Source organism: Nitrosospira sp. NRS527 (assembly GCF_018406445.1).
Lineage (GTDB): Bacteria > Pseudomonadota > Gammaproteobacteria > Burkholderiales > Nitrosomonadaceae > Nitrosospira > Nitrosospira briensis.
Window position 1 is genome coordinate 2551250 of record NZ_AP024515.1, and the last position, 16868, is coordinate 2568117.

At 54.2% G+C, this 16868-nt stretch carries 14 protein-coding genes and 1 riboswitch; of the genes, 9 read left to right on the plus strand and 5 right to left on the minus strand.

Annotated elements, in window-relative coordinates:
• The first annotated feature begins 250 nt into the window (after positions 1 to 250).
• From KJS40_RS11495 to KJS40_RS11525, 7 genes are all read left to right on the plus strand, one after another.
• A complete protein-coding gene (locus tag KJS40_RS11495; protein WP_213537881.1) occupies positions 251 to 1336 on the plus strand; it encodes a sulfite exporter TauE/SafE family protein in 1086 nt (361 codons plus the stop codon).
• 442 nt (positions 1337 to 1778) lie between these two features.
• Complete coding sequence (locus KJS40_RS11500) at positions 1779 to 4178, plus strand: heavy metal translocating P-type ATPase (protein ID WP_213537882.1); 2400 nt, start codon at positions 1779 to 1781, stop codon at positions 4176 to 4178.
• 37 nt (positions 4179 to 4215) lie between these two features.
• The gene (locus KJS40_RS11505; protein WP_213537884.1) at positions 4216 to 4425 is read left to right on the plus strand and encodes a heavy metal-associated domain-containing protein; all 210 of its coding nucleotides are present in this window, start codon (positions 4216 to 4218) and stop codon (positions 4423 to 4425) included.
• Between the two features lie 52 nt (positions 4426 to 4477).
• Positions 4478 to 4720: a metal-sensitive transcriptional regulator gene (locus tag KJS40_RS11510; RefSeq protein ID WP_348529558.1), complete on the plus strand. Its 243-nt coding sequence runs from the start codon at positions 4478 to 4480 to the stop codon at positions 4718 to 4720.
• Positions 4721 to 4799: 79 nt separating this feature from the next.
• Complete coding sequence (locus tag KJS40_RS11515; RefSeq protein ID WP_244859576.1) at positions 4800 to 5534, plus strand: cytochrome c4; 735 nt, start codon at positions 4800 to 4802, stop codon at positions 5532 to 5534.
• On the plus strand, positions 5531 to 6832 hold the full coding sequence (locus KJS40_RS11520) for a cytochrome c (RefSeq protein ID WP_213537888.1): 1302 nt from the start codon (positions 5531 to 5533) through the stop codon (positions 6830 to 6832). Before KJS40_RS11515 ends, KJS40_RS11520 begins: the two co-directional genes overlap by 4 nt.
• A gap of 124 nt (positions 6833 to 6956) precedes the next feature.
• Positions 6957 to 7451, plus strand: a complete 495-nt coding sequence (locus tag KJS40_RS11525) for a hypothetical protein (RefSeq protein ID WP_213537889.1) — start codon at positions 6957 to 6959, stop codon at positions 7449 to 7451.
• Positions 7452 to 7626: 175 nt separating this feature from the next.
• Here the strand turns inward: KJS40_RS11525 and hpnA are convergent, their stop codons facing one another.
• The 4 genes from hpnA to KJS40_RS11545 form a co-directional block, all read right to left on the minus strand.
• A complete protein-coding gene (gene hpnA / locus KJS40_RS11530) occupies positions 7627 to 8619 on the minus strand; it encodes a hopanoid-associated sugar epimerase (RefSeq protein ID WP_197272815.1) in 993 nt (330 codons plus the stop codon).
• A 220-nt stretch (positions 8620 to 8839) separates the two neighbouring features.
• On the minus strand, positions 8840 to 10486 hold the full coding sequence (locus KJS40_RS11535) for a DNA mismatch repair protein MutS (protein WP_213537891.1): 1647 nt from the start codon (positions 10484 to 10486) through the stop codon (positions 8840 to 8842).
• A gap of 405 nt (positions 10487 to 10891) precedes the next feature.
• Positions 10892 to 12166, minus strand: coding sequence for a TolC family outer membrane protein (locus KJS40_RS11540; protein WP_348529526.1), 1275 nt, complete (start codon positions 12164 to 12166; stop codon positions 10892 to 10894).
• Between the two features lie 191 nt (positions 12167 to 12357).
• Complete coding sequence (locus KJS40_RS11545) at positions 12358 to 13023, minus strand: protein-L-isoaspartate O-methyltransferase (RefSeq protein ID WP_213537895.1); 666 nt, start codon at positions 13021 to 13023, stop codon at positions 12358 to 12360.
• Between the two features lie 63 nt (positions 13024 to 13086).
• A riboswitch (TPP riboswitch) is annotated at positions 13087 to 13190 on the plus strand.
• 33 nt (positions 13191 to 13223) lie between these two features.
• Between KJS40_RS11545 and thiC the strand changes: the two genes are divergently transcribed.
• Both thiC and KJS40_RS11555 read left to right on the plus strand, forming a co-directional pair.
• Positions 13224 to 15131: a phosphomethylpyrimidine synthase ThiC gene (gene thiC, locus KJS40_RS11550; RefSeq protein ID WP_244859577.1), complete on the plus strand. Its 1908-nt coding sequence runs from the start codon at positions 13224 to 13226 to the stop codon at positions 15129 to 15131.
• A 309-nt stretch (positions 15132 to 15440) separates the two neighbouring features.
• Positions 15441 to 16265 carry an undecaprenyl-diphosphate phosphatase gene (locus KJS40_RS11555; protein ID WP_213537897.1) on the plus strand — a complete coding sequence of 275 codons (825 nt, stop codon included), beginning with the start codon at positions 15441 to 15443 and terminating at the stop codon, positions 16263 to 16265.
• A gap of 75 nt (positions 16266 to 16340) precedes the next feature.
• Here the strand turns inward: KJS40_RS11555 and KJS40_RS11560 are convergent, their stop codons facing one another.
• On the minus strand, positions 16341 to 16793 hold the full coding sequence (locus tag KJS40_RS11560; protein WP_213537899.1) for a rhodanese-like domain-containing protein: 453 nt from the start codon (positions 16791 to 16793) through the stop codon (positions 16341 to 16343).
• Positions 16794 to 16868: the final 75 nt, after the last annotated feature.

Consider the following 16868-nt stretch of genomic DNA (forward strand, 5'->3'; position numbering starts at 1 on the left):
AGCGATTCCGTATAAGCGCGCCCAGCGTTTAAGCCTCGGCAATATACCCTCCATAGGTATTGACATATACCCCCACGTAGTATACGATTTTACCGTAGGTTGTTTGATTTAGCTGCTGGATTTCCTGGAGCGACGGCAATATCGCATGCATCGATCGAGGGCCGGCAAACTAGCAAAAGCCATGTATTGGATAGGACAAACGCGGTGAAATTGCATTGTAGACATCTGCTGTAAAATTCAGAGTGCGACGATGACGAATAAAATCTCTCATCTGAAAGTCAAAGGCATGCATTGCACGGGTTGCGAAGAAACCATCGAGCATGCGGTGCATCATCTTCCCGGCGTGCAGAAGGTAAAAGCGGATTACGTAAAGCAGACTGTCGATGTCGAGTTCGACGGAAAACGGATCAAGGAAACCGACATTCGCGATGCAATCAAAGAAAAAGGTTATGAGTTTGAAAGCGCCTTTCCCGACGCCTCAGGGCAGCATCTGCGAAATGGGCTGATTTTCCTGTTCTTCCTGCTGATAGTCGGTGGCGTTACCTTCTGGGGCAAAAGCATGATACCGGGCCTGGTGGGAGAGATGAGCCCCAATCTCGGGCATGCCATGTTATTTTCCATCGGGTTTTTTACGGGCTTCCATTGCATTGGCATGTGCGGCGGCTTTGTGGTCGGCTACGCGACCGCAGGTGTTCCTCAATCGGCGGCTTCCACCGCAATGCGCCACCTGATGTACGCAACCGGCAAGACAGCCTCTTACGCGGCCATTGGCGGCACGTTAGGCTTGCTGGGCTCGATCGTGACCTTTACCCCTTACATGCGGGGCATCATCAATATCGCGGCCAGCCTCTTTGTCATCATCTATGGCCTGAAAATGCTGGATGTGTTTCCGGCGCTGCGCGGTTTCACCTTGCGTTTGCCTCATTTTGTGACCAAAGGCGTCGCGAATGAACTACGAGGCCAGCGCAACCCTCTTGTCATCGGGCTGTTGAATGGATTCATGCTGGGTTGCGGTCCTCTGCAGGCCATGTACATCATGGCAGCAGGTACTGGCAGCCCCCAGGAAGGCGCTACCATGCTGTTCTTCTTCGGCCTGGGCACGCTGTTGCCGCTCCTGAGCTTCGGCCTGATTGCCAGCAGTGTGTCCCGCAGCATCATGCGCCAACTGGTGCTTGCTTCCGCGATTCTGGTTATCGCCATGGGTTTGATGATGGCGGACCGGGGACTCAAGCTGACGGGGTCCGGCTACGACTTTAACTCGCTCTCGTCCCGCTGGCAGCAGTTAAAACCGGCAGACAATCACCTCGAGCCGAGCGATGCGCTCAAGCAGCGCTGAGCGAATACATTTGCCGAGTTTATCAATGAACCTAAATCCGGTAGTTGACCGCTCATTTAATAGATCAATGCTATGATTAACAACAATATTTCATATTATTTGACGCTCACCTTCCTGGTGAGAGCGCTACGAGGTGAATTGCACGGTTTTTGGGGCACATGGCTGCGTTGCAACTCCTTGGAATGGAACGGCGCCCCGAAGCGTCGCCCGAGGAGTCCCGCGCAGCGGGGATCGGGCAGCGCAGGGGATGCCGCGATCGCGCTCCACACGCAAGGGGGCGCCCGCATCCCGCTTCGGGGTCGCACCTTCCTGCGGAAGGCACTGCTCCGCCCTGCGCGGTCGCATTCCGCGTCGTTGCGCCTTGCCCTGCACCCCAAAAACCGTACACTTCACCCCCGTCCAACTACCGGATTTAGGTTAAATCTTGCGATGCGAGGTATCCATGCACTCTCTTGCGCTTAAGCAAATAGAATTGCCGATCGAAGGCATGACCTGCACCGCCTGTGCGGCCCGTATTGAAAAAAACCTTAATAAGCTCCCGGGCGTACGTGCTGCGGTCAATTTTGCCAACGAGAAAGCGCGGGTTGAGTTTGACGCCGCCACGACCCAGCCTGAAGATCTGGTCCGCTCGATCGAGAAAGCCGGGTTTCACGTGGTTCCACAATCGGTGCAACTGCAAATCACGGGAATGACTTGCGCCGCGTGCAGCGGCCGTATCGAAAAAGCGCTGAATAAACTGCCGGGCGTCACCGCTACCGTCAATCTCGCTACAGAGATTGCCCACGCCAGCTTCAGCCCCGGCGCGACAGTGGTGGATGACCTGATCGCCGCGGTTGCCCGCGCAGGCTATGGCGCCAGCGAAATCAGCGATACCAGTCGCGCCGAGGAAAAAGCACGCAGGCTTGCCGCTTACAACGCGGAACTTCGTATGTTCTGGGTTGCAGCTGCGCTCAGCCTGCCACTATTGCTGCAGATGGCGCCGATGCTCTGGGGAAGCGGTGCCGAACTGCCGCGCTGGCTGCAATGGCTGCTGGCAACGCCGGTACAGTTCTGGGTGGGCAAGCGCTTCTATACTGCGGCATGGAATGCGTTACGCGGCGGTGGAGCCAACATGGATGTGCTGATCGCGCTGGGCACCAGCGCAGCGTACTTTTTCAGCGTAGTGGTTGTCGTGCTTAGTCTGGATCAGCACGTCTATTTCGAGGCAAGCGCGGTCATCATCACGTTGGTTCTATTGGGCAAACTGATGGAAGCCCGCGCCAAGGGCAAGACTTCGGCGGCTATTGAGGAACTTATCAGGCTGCAGCCCAAGATTGCCCGGGTGGAGCGCAACGGCGAGATCGTGGAAGTGGATGCCAGCAGCCTCAAACAGGGAGAGGTGTTTATCGTTCGCCCCGGCGAGAATATGCCGGTGGATGGCATCGTCATTGAAGGCGCCTCCAGCGTGAACGAGGCGATGTTGACCGGCGAAAGCCTGCCCGTTACAAAACAGGCGGGCGCGAAAGTATACGCGGCTACCATGAATCAGCAGGGGTTGCTTAAATGCCGCGCAACCGGTGTCGGCGCTCATACCCAACTTGCGGCCATTATCCGTCTCGTTGAAGAAGCGCAAGGTTCCAAGGCGCCTATCCAGCGATTGGCCGATACGATTTCAGGCGTGTTTGTGCCGGTGGTAGTCACGCTCAGCGCGCTAACGCTGGTACTCACCTGGTGGCTGGCCGCGGATTTTGTGCCGGCTCTCATTAACGCTGTAGCGGTGCTGGTTATTGCCTGCCCCTGCGCATTGGGGTTGGCTACGCCAACCGCAATCATGGTGGGTGCGGGGCGCGGGGCGCAAGCCGGCGTGCTGGTAAAAAATGCCGCTGCGCTGGAACACGCTGAAAAAATTCAGGTTCTGATCGTGGACAAGACCGGCACGCTCACCGAAGGCGCACCCGCAGTGACGGACATCGTTCCGGCAGGAGCGGTTGCAGAACACGATCTGATGCAGATTGCCGCGACGCTGGAGCAGGGCTCGGAGCATCCTCTGGCAAAAGCAGTGATGGAGCATGCCAGAAGCATGGGTATCCAGCCACAGGCAGTGAGCAATTTCAGGGCCGTCACCGGCAGCGGTATCACTGGCTGCATCGATGGCATCGAATATCTTCTCGGCTCGCCCCGATTTCTACGCGAACATGGTGCGCTGTCCGACGAAAATTCAATTGCCATTCTTCAGGCCGAGGGTAAAACCGTCGTAGGCCTGGTCATGATAACCACTGCAAATAATGCAGTGCCTGAAGTTCTCGGCTACCTCGCCATCGCTGACCGGCTGAGGCGTACTTCGGCACAAGCGGTAGCGCGGCTGCAGTCGATGGGTATCGAAGTCGTGATGCTCACCGGCGACAATTCTGCCACCGCAGCCGCCATTGCCGGACAGGCAGGCATTGCCGCTTACCGTGCTGAGGTGCTGCCTCAGGATAAAGCTTCTGAAGTGGGCAAAATGAAGGCGAGCGGTAGATTTACCGGCATGGTGGGCGATGGCATCAATGATGCACCGGCGCTGGCCGCGGCCGACGTGAGCTTCGCTATCGGAGCGGGCTCCGACGTGGCGATCGAAGCTGCCGACATCACACTCATGCGCAATGATCTGATGAGTGTGGCCGACGCTATCTCGCTGTCGCGCGCAACGCTGGGGAAAATCCGCCAGAATCTGTTCTTTGCCTTCATCTATAACGTGCTGGGGATACCGCTGGCGGCGATAGGATTGCTTAATCCCGTGGTTGCGGGTGCGGCGATGGCGATGAGCTCGGTATCGGTGGTAGGCAATTCGCTGCTGCTGAAACGGTGGCGAGCCGGCACTTGAGCAGTTGTTCGATTCACTTAACGTAAGGAGTACGAAAATGCAAACGGAAGTCATAAAAATCAAGGGAATGACCTGCATGGGCTGCGTCAATAGCGTGAAAAACGTGCTGGAAAAAATTCCTGGTGTGGGCAGTGCGGATGTTTCTCTCGAACAGAAGCAGGTGACTATCCAATACGATGCCGCCAGCACTCAATCCAGCCAGCTCAAGGACGCTATCGAAGGTGCCGGTTTTGAAGTCGTCAACTAGCAAGAAGCCGTGCCATGCCCCGCAGACGGTGGTGCAACCGGGCAAGGAAGCGCTGATAAAGCGGCTCAACCGCATCGAGGGACAGGTACGGGGTGTCAACAAAATGATATCGGAAGATCGTTATTGCGTTGACATCCTGAACCAGGTCTCTGCGCTGCAATCCGCACTTGATGCCGTGTCCATGCTGTTATTGGAGAACCATACCCACGGATGCATGCAAGGGGCCATTAAATCAGGCCGGGGCGATGAGGCGATTGATGAGCTGATGGCGGTAGTGCGGAAATTTGCGCGGTAGTGGCAACAGGGTTGCGAAATTTCAGTTGACCCTACCGTGCATCCGGTTAAACGAACTAAACAAATGGGTAGAGAACGCAATGATACGAGTTGTCCTGATCGCTTTTCTGTTTTTTGCCGACCACACCATCGCCACCGGGATTCCCCCGATTGATGTACCCGACACGATGGCGGAGCGGGTAAAGGCCTGCACTGCCTGTCATGGCAAAGAGGACAAACAGGGGAGAGACGCATACTATCCGCGCATTGCCGGCAAGCCGGAGGGCTACCTGTTCAATCAGCTGCGCAATTTCCGTGACGAACGGCGCCACTATCGGCCCATGGCGTTGCTGCTTGAAGGTTTGCCCGATCAATACCTGCGCGATATGGCAGCCTATTTCGCTTCGTTGAAACAGGCTTTTCCCCCACCCGAGCCGCTAAAGTCGTCGCCTGCCGAAGTTGAGCTTGCCCGCAGACTTATTACTCAGGGCGACCCCGGCCGTAAAATTCCCGCATGCATTGAATGTCACGGCAAAGATCTGATGGGAACGGAGCCCTTCATTCCCGGCCTGCTGGGTCTGCCGCGGGTCTATATCATCGCCCAGTTCGGTAACTGGCAGAATGGCGGAGCAATGCGCGGAGAAACTCCCGACTGCATGTCCGAAATTGCAAAACAGCTCACGACCAGCGAGGCGAGCGCCATTGCAGCATGGCTGGCCGCGCAACCGGTTTCCGAAGCCCTCTCAGCGCGTGCGGCGAGCCCGGCGGCGGCTCTCCACAGTAAACTGGCTATGCGCTGCAGCAGCATCGTCCTCCCATCCGGAGGGTTGCAATGAAACGTATTCTCTCGGCTGCTGTGCTTGCCGGGCTGACAGGCCTCGGCATTTTCATGGTACCGGTAAGCTCCTCCTCTGTTCCTGCAGGCGTAGAATCGCCATCCGCACAGCCGGATGGCATTACTGGACGGCAAGCACAACAGCAACTGCGCGCGCGCGGGGCCTATCTCGCGCAGGCCGGCAATTGCATGGGCTGCCACACGACACAGGGTGGGCGACCTTACGCGGGGGGACATGTCCTCGACACATCCATCGGGACATTCATCACGCCTAATATTACGCCCGATCCGGAAACCGGTATTGGACTCTGGAATGAGGAGGACTTCTGGCGGGCACTGCACGATGGCAAGGCACGTAACGGCAGCCCTTTATATCCCGCCTTTCCCTATACGGAATATACGAAGATCACGCGCGAGGATTCCGATGCAATCTTCGCCTATCTCCAATCGCTCCCCCCTGCTCAGCAGCGCAATCGACCGAACCAGATCCATTTTCCTTTCAACTTCCGTCCACTCATTTATATCTGGCGCGCCTTTTACTTCGAGCAAGGCGTTTATCGAGCTGATGACGCAAAGAGCGATGAATGGAACCGGGGAGCCTATCTGGTGCAAGGACTCGGCCACTGCAACGCTTGCCATACCGCCCGGAACCCGTTCGGCGCAAGCCAGGGCGAACTATTCGGGGGGGGGCAACTCATGGGTTCGAACTGGTACGCTCCCTCTCTGACATCCCTTCAGGAGGCCAGCACTTCCGACTGGCCGGTCGAGGACATTGTCCAATTACTCCGGACAGGCTTGTCGAGCCGTGCAATCACAACAGGACCGATGGCGGATGTCGTCAGTCAAAGTCTTCAATATCTGACGAAGGAGGATGCCTATGCCATGGCTACCTACCTGAAGTCGCTGCCTGAAACCGATCCACGCTCCAGAGGGATAGCTCCTGCGCTGACGGAAGAAGTCGACAGGCTGCTCCGCCAAGGCGGCGAGATCTACGAGACGCACTGTCAGGATTGCCATGGAAATCTGGGGCAAGGCGCACCCGGCGCTTATCCGGCGCTGGCGGGCAACCGCGGCATCACACTGGCCTCCCCGATCAATGCAATCCGCAGCATTCTCAACGGCGGCTATGCACCAGTCATCGCAAGCAATCCGCGACCTTATGGCATGCCACCGTTTGCACAGATCCTGCGCGATGAGGAGATTGCGCTAGTCTTGTCTTATATCCGCAATGCATGGGGTAATCGGGGCACTCTGGTTACGGCGGCCCAGGTTGATCGGAGTAGGAAGGGTGCGCAATGAATATCGCATTGAAAGATTGTGCCAACAGACTTTATTATACGTAATACGTTGGCATACGCGTTGGTACTACGGAGCATCAGTGATGGGCATTAACGACTTATTTCAATTATCGAGGAGAATCAAGATGAATAAGTTCATATCTACCATTCTGTTTGGATCTGCCTTTGCTTTTACTTTCGCTATTGCCTTACCTGCCGGAGCCCATACCGAGGAATATTTCGATTCCAAGGAGTCGGCTCATGGCGGGCAAACGCGCATGGCCGGACCGTATCATCTGGAGCTTGTCGCCAGGGATAAGGAAATCGTACTCTATGTAATGGATCATGCCGACCGTAATCTCAGCACCGAGGGCGGTACAGGCAAGGCAACCGTTCAAACCGGCAAGGCCAAAAACAAGATCTCGATCAAGCTGGAACCGGCAGGTAATAATTTGCTTAAAGGAACGGGAGACTTCGTCGTTTCACCAGAATCGGTGGTGACCGTATTTGTTGAGCTACCGGAACAAGAGGTAACCGCCGCCCGCTTCACCCCGCTCAAGTTCAAAAATAAAACTATCACGAAAGCCCACAATGGCAAACCTGTCGCAGATGGGCAAGGCGCCAGCGCCAGCGCATTTTGAACCTACCCTTACAACTGCAGAGTGCTGCTCATGGATGGCGGCATCTCTGCAAATAACCAGGGTTCGTCGGCTATCGAAGCCATGAGTGTTTTGGATCGGAAGATAATGATTATGCATTATTCGGCCGGTTTGCACCGTGGAACTCACTGTGGAAGCTTGCAGCGCCCGAAAAAATCTACCCGCAATAGCCATTGGCCAGAAACCAGTTCATCGCATCTTCAAGCGCTTCCGTCGCTGGTCGGTACTGGTAACCCAATTCACGTATGGCCTTGTCGCTGGAGTAAAACATCTTTTGTTTGGCCATCCGCACGCTGTCCACTGTCACGCGCGGCTCAACATTCGTGACCATTGCCATTTTTTCCATTAACCAGGCAGCGGGGAGAATCAACTTGACGGGAAGGCTGACCCGCTTTTTCCGCTTACCGCTGATCTTGTCTATTGCTTGCAATATCTGCAGCAATGTCATGTTTTCGCCCCCAAGGATATAACGCTCTCCTGGTTTTCCATGTGCATAGGCCAGCAGGTGGCCCCGGGCAATGTCATCGGAATGAGCGACGTTCAAACCGGTATTCACATAGGCCGGCATACGGCCGCGCAAGGTGTCAACGACTATACGCCCCGTCGGCGTGGGTCTTATGTCGCGCGGCCCCATCGGCGTAGACGGATTCACTATCAGCAAATGCAGCTTATGCTCATCGGTCATCCGCTGGACGACCTGTTCCGCCATGAACTTGGATCGCTTGTAGTGCCCATTCATGGCCAGGAGACTCGAGGGTGTGTCTTCGTTTGCAGGGACGCCGTCCTGAGTCGTTCCCAGCGTCGCCACGCTGCTGGTATATACCATGCGTCTCATTCCCGCTTCGGCGGCAGCCAGGATCAGCGCCTGAGTCCCCTTTACGTTGATGTCATACATGGTTTCAGGATTCGGCACCCAGAGCCGGTAATCGGCGGCAACATGAAATAAATTATCGCAACCCGCGACCGCACGTTTCAGTGATGGAGCAGAGCGCAGATCTCCTTCCGAGATCTCAACAGGTAGTTGATAAAGATTTCTGCGGTCACTCCCCGGCCTGACCAGGCACCGCACCTCGTGACCTGCGTTAAGCAAACAACGCGCGACCGCCGAACCGACGAATCCATTCGCACCTGTAACCAATGACTTCAGCATGGCTGACCCCCGGTCAGCTCGGTGGACTCAAAATTTATAAGCGACGTTCGAAACTGCATTGTTGCGGTACTCCATAGCTTTTACACCCCAGGCCGATTTTCAGACCGGACGATTGAGGGTGTAATTCAATAATAGATAACGCAACGAAATGAAAAGATCAAAGCACATTCACCTATCTGCATCAACACATCCAATACAAAAACAGTCCTTTGCCTTGCGCTCACACACGCCGTGTCGTGAGGTATTTCTCCACGTCTTCCTTGCTGAAACCCAGGGCAGCGGCCACACGGTCGGCATGGCTTACCGTGGACACACCTGGAATTAAACGATAGGTGGGCCCTTCAGGAAGAAACTCGCCCTGAAGGTAACGGCCCATTCCCCTTTCCTGCAGGCGCTCGCATAACTCGTGGTTATGCGTAACAAGCAGTGTGCTTGCTCCAAGCTTGTAAAAGCCTGCGAGGACATACTCGGAAAGCTCCATTTTCTCTTCGAACGTCGTCCCCTCCGACAGCTCATCAAGCACGACGAGGCTGCCAGGCGTAGCGCTGAAGAAAATCTCGCGCGTTCGCTTCAGTTCATGGCCAAAGCGTCCTATACCCTCGTCCAGATGTCCCGGATCCGGCACCTGATAAAAAATACGTTCCGCCAGAACCAGTTGCGCCGCGGTGGCGGGAATGTAACAACCGATCTGCCCCAGTAGCTGAATCTGAACCACTGTTTTACAGTAAGCGGTCTTGCCACCGCTATTTGGCCCCGTGATCGCCAGTAGCCGCCCGGTATCGTCCAGTAAAATGTCGTTTGGCACATAGTCGGGATTCGCTTTGGCAAGCAACGGGTTCCTGGCTTGAGCAACACTCAGGAAATGGCGCTCGCGATCCAATATCTCCGGCAGCACCATCTTGCCGCCAAATGTGAGTGAATAACGGCGAAATGACAAAAGCTCATCGATCATTCCCAGCGTATCCAGCAGACGCGCCAACTCGGGGCTGTTCTTGAATAGCTTGCGCAGCGGATATATGACTGAATCGCGGTCGGACGCGGCAATGGCAATCAGGAGGACCGGCAGCACCGGTACCGCCAGCATGAGTATTCCATAACCCAGGTAAGAAATGCCGAAGCCGGCCAGCAAGCCCTGAAAGAAATAAAGCGCTGCGCCTATCGCACCCAACGCCCCGAACATCGGAAGGGGTTTAATCATCGATGGTCTAAAGCGCGGGATTGGCAGATAACGTGGTTTTTCGTCCCTGGTCTTGAGCTTCCCGTCCACGGAATAGACCGGTCCGCGCATCAGGGAATAAGTACGCGTGTTGCCAAAATCGCGAATCGCGTCGAATAAGCCCTGCAGATATGCGCTCTTCGGCTGTGGCAGGGTTTGCATTGCCTCGACCATATCGATGACAAAAGCGGTACCATCGACGAATTGATGATAACCGTAACCGCTGAATTCCATTTCATCTTTACCGGCTCTGGAATTAGCGATGGCGAGCCCGCCGGTAAACGTACCGTAGAGCAATTGATGAAGACATTGCTCTCCCCCCGCCATGGTTTCCACGAAATGCTGCAAAGCTTTGTAAAGGTCGGGATCCGATTCCAGCTCGCGCAATGCCTCATGTTTTTCCCGCGTCACTTCGGCGTCGGTCCCTGGCTGAGCCAGGGACCGATAGAGCACCGACTGCCCGACATGAGTGACAGCATGGTTAAGCGAATCAAATAATTGGTCCGTTTCGATTGCGCTAAAAGTCTTTGCGTCCAGCACGCCTTTGACGGCTTCCGTCGGGCGGCTGTCTCGAATGCCAGACGGCCTGTCGCCAGTCGAAAGAATAGACGGCTGACCCCGGTATGTATCAGATACGGCTAGCTCATTCATGGTTGGCCTCGGTAGCCATCAAGCTACGTATATTCGATTTGAAGATACAACGGCACGGCAACAGGCGTCGTGGAAGATCGCCCGTTTTCGCTTGAATTAGGCCGATATGCCCAGGTAAATAAGTGGTCGACGATATGTTACGGAGAATTCGGGCTGGAGTTTTCCTGCGTTCGTTGCTGCGAGCTTACTCGATAAGGCATGGTACTGCGATGGCCTCAACCGCAAATGCAGTTCCTGGCGGAAAGCAGATTCAGGCACTCGAACAACACAATGTAATGGCGATTAATGCGTCAAAACGACTCGCAACTTCTCCTTTTGAGAAAATCTAACACTCAACCACTTGCGCGTCAACGCAGGGAGGGAGGCTATAGTCAAAAAACCTCATTTAAAAAGAGGTTGAAGAGGTTATTGTACCAATGCCTGGTTTACCTCCCTCAAGTCATCCTCGTCCAGCTCTCCTGCCTCGGCCTCCAATCTCAATCTTGACATGAGAAAGTTATTTCGCGCCTGGGCGAGATCCCGGCGGGCCGAATAATATAGCTGCTGAGCATTTAATACGTCCACCTCCGTTCTAACGCCGACCTCCTGCCCGAGCTTGGTTGAATCCAGCTGGCTCTTGCTTGATAGCAGCGCCTGTTTCAGCGCTTTTACCTGGGCGATACCGTTGGTCACATTCAGATACTGCTGACTCACCTGCAGCACACTGTTGCGCCGGGTATTGTTCAGTTCCTGGAACACCCTTTCCTGGATAGCCAGGGCTTCGCGCACCTGCGATTGCACCGCGAAACCCTGAAATATGGGAAAACTGACCTGAATCCCTATTTCTTTTGAGGTCAGGTTAATTGGCCGACCGGTAATTGTACCGCCGACGCCTTTCTGGTCGCTGTATATGGCGACCAGGTCCAGCGTGGGATAATGCCCTGCCTTGGCTCGTTCCACGTCCTGTTTTGCGATTTCGTATACCGATTGCTGTACTTTCAGGGCGAGATTATTCTGTTCAGCCACGGTAATCCAATCCTGCATGTTTGCGTACTTCAGGTTGAGCAACTCGTAGGCAGTGTCTTTCGGGCGTACGAGTTCATCGGGCATATGCCCGATGATCTGTTGCAGAGTGCGTTGCGCCACTTCCAGCTGATTTTTGGCGGCGATTTCCTGAGATGTGGTCAGATCGAAACGGGCCTGGGCTTCGTAAGTGTCGACGATAGTCGTCGTGCCCACCTCAAAGTTGCGCTTGGCCTGCTCCAATTGCTCCGAGATTGCCTTTTTTTGAGCCTCCGCGACCTCCAGATTCACTTGCGCGGTGAGGATATCCAAATACGCCTGGGCTACCCGGAGTATCAGATCCTGTGCTGCAATGATGAACTGTGAGTCCGCCTGAGCAACCTGAAGCTTGGATTGTTCATAGATTACGAAATTTTCCTTGCGATAAATGGGCTGGGTTGCCGTGATCGTCACACTCTGGTTATCGATGATCACTTCAGACGGCCTGACCGCTCCGACAGCCGCAGCCGTACTGGTACTTCCGATATCTATGAATTGCCTCCGCTTCACAAACGCAAGCGAGAGGGTGGGAAGGAGTCCGGCCCGACCCTGCGGCAGCCTTTCCTGCGCCGCCATGTGAGCTGCACGCGCGGCGCTATATAGCGCGTCCTCTTCCAGCGCTTGACGATAGATTTCCATCAGATCGGCTGCGTGGAGTGGAGTATGTAAAGCTGCTCCTGCAATCAATAACGCACAAATATATTGCGGAATTTTCACTTTGATTCCAGATTGTTCTAACTCTTGGACGAAAAAAGAGCTATCGACCGATTGGACGCGGTTGAGCTAGATCAGCCGGGCGAACTTGTAATTCATGGGATTGGGCCGTAAGATCAAAATGTAAATCTCTCGGGCTGCATCGCGTTCTTGAGCGGGGAAATACAGGTTTCAAACAGGCCGACTGTATTATATACGCCTGCATTTTCCTTTTGGACCACGCAAGTGACGAGCACGGCTTGCATGACAGGTGCGTCGCCTACCACCGCGAACAGACGTCCACCGGTTTTGAGGCTTTTTTGGAAAGCCTCCGGTAGAACCGGCGTCGACCCCGTCAACACGATTACATCGTAAGGCCCATGCTGAGGCCAGCCACGGGCAGCATCTCCATTCTCCAGGATTACATCGGTGATTCCGTGCGCCCGGAGATTTTTTTCCGCCATGGCTTTCAGTTCCGGCACGATTTCCACGCTGCAAACAGACCCGCCTTTGGCTGCCAGCAATGCAGTCAGATACCCGCTGCCGCTGCCCACCTCCAAAATCCTGTCGGTTTTTTTTACCTGCAATTCCTGCAAGATCCGCGCTTCCATTTTTGGAGCAAGCATGACTTCACCGTACCCAAGCGGAATTTCCATGTCCACAAATGCAAGAGAACGGTAAGTCGCAGGGACAAATTCTTCGCGCCGCAGCTCGAATAACAATTTGAGAACTTCCTGATCCAGCACTTCCCATGTACGAATTTGCTGTTCTATCATGTTAAAACGGTTTTGCTCAAGATCCATGTCCAGCCTTATATAAAATATCATCCCAGACTTGCAATTATTTCACATTTCCATTAGCTTCACAGCAGCAGCTAGGGGTCCTTTCCGGAAACGCCGGAAACTGGTGAGACAGTCCCTTACTACCTGACACGGATAATGCCGCCGTAGGGAAGCTGGGATGTAACTAATCCCGCTTCTTTACCGCGCTAAAGGAGCGTATTATGAATGCAACCGTTTTAAATGCAGCACAAATCCCTTTGCCCTTTTCGAGCAAAACAGCCCATGTGGATGAAGGGGCGGTCAAGCCTCTGCCTGAATCCCGAAAAATTTATGTACATGGCTCCCGACCTGATATTCAGGTACCCATGCGGGAAATCAGCCAATCCGATACGCCTGCCAGCATGGGTGCGGAACAAAACCCGGCAATTTACGTTTACGACACTTCTGGCCCGTACACGGATCCGGCGATAAAGATCGACATCCGTTCCGGCCTGGCTCCCTTACGTGAAAAATGGATAGATGAGCGGGGCGACACGGAAATTCTCTCCGGCCCTGCTTCCGCTTATGGCAGGGAGCGCCTGTCCGACCCAAAGCTCGCTGAAATGCGCTTTGATTTGAAGCGCCAGCCCCGCAGTGCCAAGGCCGGGGCGAATGTCACGCAAATGCATTATGCGCGTCAAGGCATCATTACGCCGGAAATGGAGTATGTAGCCATACGTGAGAATCAACGTTGCGAGCACCTGAGCAATCAACATCGGGAATTACTTACACGCCAGCATCCCGGGCAGGATTTCGGCGCCTTTCTACCCCAGCATATCACACCGGAATTCGTACGCGATGAAGTGGCCAGAGGTCGCGCCATCATTCCTGCCAACATCAACCATTCCGAATCCGAACCGATGATCATCGGCCGCAATTTTCTGGTGAAAATCAATGCGAACATCGGTAACTCGGCATTGGGTTCGAGCATCCAGGAAGAAGTCGAGAAAATGACCTGGGCTATCCGCTGGGGCGGAGATACGGTAATGGATCTTTCCACCGGAAAAAATATTCACGAAACTCGTGAGTGGATAATCCGCAACAGCCCCGTTCCCATCGGCACCGTGCCAATTTACCAGGCCCTGGAAAAAGTCGATGGCAAAGCGGAGGACCTCACCTGGGAAATTTTCCGCGATACGCTGATCGAACAGGCTGAGCAGGGCGTGGACTATTTCACCATCCATGCCGGCGTGCTGCTCGCCTATGTTCCAATGACGGCAAAACGGCTGACCGGCATCGTTTCGCGCGGCGGTTCCATCATGGCTAAGTGGTGTCTCGCGCATCACAGGGAAAGTTTTCTGTATACCCGCTTCGAAGAAATCTGCGAAATCATGAAAGCATATGATGTGAGCTTTTCCCTGGGAGACGGCCTGCGCCCCGGTTCGATTCACGATGCCAACGATGAAGCCCAGTTCGCGGAACTGAAAACCCTCGGCGAATTAACGCAGGTCGCATGGAAGCATGACGTGCAGGTAATGATCGAAGGTCCGGGCCATGTTCCCATGCACCTGATCAAGGAAAACATGGATATGCAGTTGAAATACTGCGCCGAGGCTCCGTTCTATACGTTGGGGCCGCTCACTACCGACATCGCGCCTGGCTACGATCATATTACATCCGCCATCGGTGCCGCCATGATCGGCTGGTATGGTACGGCAATGCTGTGTTATGTTACGCCGAAGGAGCACCTTGGCCTGCCGGATAAGGATGACGTAAAAGATGGCATAATCACTTATAAAATTGCCGCTCACGCGGCAGACCTGGCAAAGGGCCATCCCGGTGCGCAGATTCGCGATAATGCGCTTTCGAAAGCCCGCTTCGAGTTTCGCTGGAATGATCAGTTCAATCTTGGCCTCGATCCCGACAAGGCAAGACAGTTCCATGATGAAACCCTGCCGCAGGAAGGTGCCAAACTCGCCCACTTTTGCTCGATGTGCGGCCCCCACTTCTGCTCGATGAAGATAACCCAGGATGTGCGCGACTATGCCGCACAGAAAGGTGTTGGCGAAAATGAAGCCTTGAAAAAAGGCATGGAAGAAAAAGCGGTCGAATTTGTGGCAAAAGGGACGGAGATTTATAACAAGCTGTAATGGTGATGGCGCATTGGGCTCATCCTGCCATAGAGCCGACCGTTAAATAGGAAACACTCGTCTCTCCCGGGAAAACGGGAATCGAAAAGTCTTCTCTAAATTATTCGCTGATCGGCTCTATGGCAACTTCAAGAAGTATTTTCAAGCCTGAAGCAGGCTTCGATGCGATAATGCCGAAAAAAATAATCAGCCGGATAATCGCAACCTATATGTCGCCATTGGAAAAACCCGTTGCCTGGTAACACCTTGACTTACCTGCTTCCGCTCGTGCTTATCCGGCGCTTAATTCGTTTGGCCGGATAATCGCATATGGACTGGTTTCTGTTCCTCAAGGCCCTGATCCTCGGCATTATCGAAGGCCTGACCGAATTTCTCCCGATTTCCTCTACCGGCCATCTCATCCTGGCGGCTGATCTGCTCGACTTCAATGACGACAAAGGAAAGGTATTCACGATTGTCATTCAGCTGGGCGCCATTCTGGCGGTATGCTGGGAATACCGCGTCAAGATTCGTAGCGTAGTTGCGGATGTGGGCTCGCGTCAGGATGCAAACCGCTTCGTACTCAATCTTTTCATCGCGTTTCTGCCCGCTGCGATTCTGGGTTTATTGTTCATTAAAACCATCAAGCAATATCTGTTTCATCCAGTACCCGTGGCAATGGCATTTATAATCGGCGGAATTCTAATTCTGTGGGCCGAGCGCAGGAAACACGTGGTGGAAGTTGAACGGGTGGAAGATATGGACTGGAAACACGCGCTGAAAGTCGGATTAATGCAATGCCTGGCCTTGATACCGGGTACCTCGCGCTCAGGTGCAACGATTATTGGCGGACTCTTTTTCGGCTTATCGCGCAAGGCCGCCACCGAGTTCTCTTTTTTCCTGGCAATACCCGTGATGTTCGCGGCCACCTTCTACGATATTTTCAAAAATCGCGATATTCTCCATTTCGATGATATCGGCGTATTTTTTATCGGCTTCGTGGCCTCCTTCATCAGCGCATTATTGGCTGTACGGGGATTATTGCGCTTTATCAGTCACCATGATTTCACCGTATTTGCTTGGTATCGCATCGGATTCGGGATCATTGTGCTGATCACGGCTTATTCGGGAATGGTCAAATGGTCAGCGGCTTGAACTGAAGCCCGTCGACTTCCCGAATCTGAACGCGGAGAATTCTGATCCAGCGCTCCTGGTTTCCCGTCCGTCGGCTCAGCCTTGTATCCAAGGCAACCCTGCTGCTTTCCACCCCCCTTTGCTACCACGATGGCCGGTTGCGTCTTTCTCGCCTTCAAAACCTTCGAGAATATTGTAGCAATTTGCATAGCCCGATTCGGTAGCGGTAGCCGCAGCCTGATGTGAACGGCCTCCGCTGCGGCAGATGAACATCACCAGCGATTCCTTGTCCACCTGGCTGGAAAGATAATCGAGGAAGCTGGAGTTGGGCCGCATCCCGGGATAGGATTGCCACTCGATTTCGACCGCACCCGGTATTCTCCCTACCCAATCCCATTCGGCTCTGGAACGCACGTCCACCAATTTTGCTCCGGGCACTTCCTGCAGCAGATCAAGCGCTTCACTGGGCAACAGCGCCCCTTCGTACGGCAAATCCATTTCCCTGGCACGCTGTTGCGCCCTCTCCAGTATTGCAGTGATGGTTTCCATATGGTTTTCCAGAATAACGGATTAAAGTGCAATGGTAATCCATTTTCAAGCGGGTGTTTACCTAAAAACTTTATG

What these genes read in the sequence shown, in the direction of transcription:
- KJS40_RS11495 (WP_213537881.1), top strand. Translation starts at nt 251, where the DNA reads ATGACGAATAAAATCTCTCATCTGAAAGTCAAAGGCATGCATTGCACG.
- KJS40_RS11500 (WP_213537882.1), top strand. Translation starts at nt 1,779, where the DNA reads ATGCACTCTCTTGCGCTTAAGCAAATAGAATTGCCGATCGAAGGCATG.
- KJS40_RS11505 (WP_213537884.1), top strand. Translation starts at nt 4,216, where the DNA reads ATGCAAACGGAAGTCATAAAAATCAAGGGAATGACCTGCATGGGCTGC.
- KJS40_RS11515 (WP_244859576.1), top strand. Translation starts at nt 4,800, where the DNA reads ATGATACGAGTTGTCCTGATCGCTTTTCTGTTTTTTGCCGACCACACC.
- KJS40_RS11520 (WP_213537888.1), top strand. Translation starts at nt 5,531, where the DNA reads ATGAAACGTATTCTCTCGGCTGCTGTGCTTGCCGGGCTGACAGGCCTC.
- KJS40_RS11525 (WP_213537889.1), top strand. Translation starts at nt 6,957, where the DNA reads ATGAATAAGTTCATATCTACCATTCTGTTTGGATCTGCCTTTGCTTTT.
- hpnA (WP_197272815.1), bottom strand. Translation starts at nt 8,619, where the DNA reads ATGCTGAAGTCATTGGTTACAGGTGCGAATGGATTCGTCGGTTCGGCG.
- KJS40_RS11535 (WP_213537891.1), bottom strand. Translation starts at nt 10,486, where the DNA reads ATGAATGAGCTAGCCGTATCTGATACATACCGGGGTCAGCCGTCTATT.
- KJS40_RS11540 (WP_348529526.1), bottom strand. Translation starts at nt 12,166, where the DNA reads ATGGAAATCTATCGTCAAGCGCTGGAAGAGGACGCGCTATATAGCGCC.
- KJS40_RS11545 (WP_213537895.1), bottom strand. Translation starts at nt 13,023, where the DNA reads ATGGATCTTGAGCAAAACCGTTTTAACATGATAGAACAGCAAATTCGT.
- thiC (WP_244859577.1), top strand. Translation starts at nt 13,224, where the DNA reads ATGAATGCAACCGTTTTAAATGCAGCACAAATCCCTTTGCCCTTTTCG.
- KJS40_RS11555 (WP_213537897.1), top strand. Translation starts at nt 15,441, where the DNA reads ATGGACTGGTTTCTGTTCCTCAAGGCCCTGATCCTCGGCATTATCGAA.
- KJS40_RS11560 (WP_213537899.1), bottom strand. Translation starts at nt 16,793, where the DNA reads ATGGAAACCATCACTGCAATACTGGAGAGGGCGCAACAGCGTGCCAGG.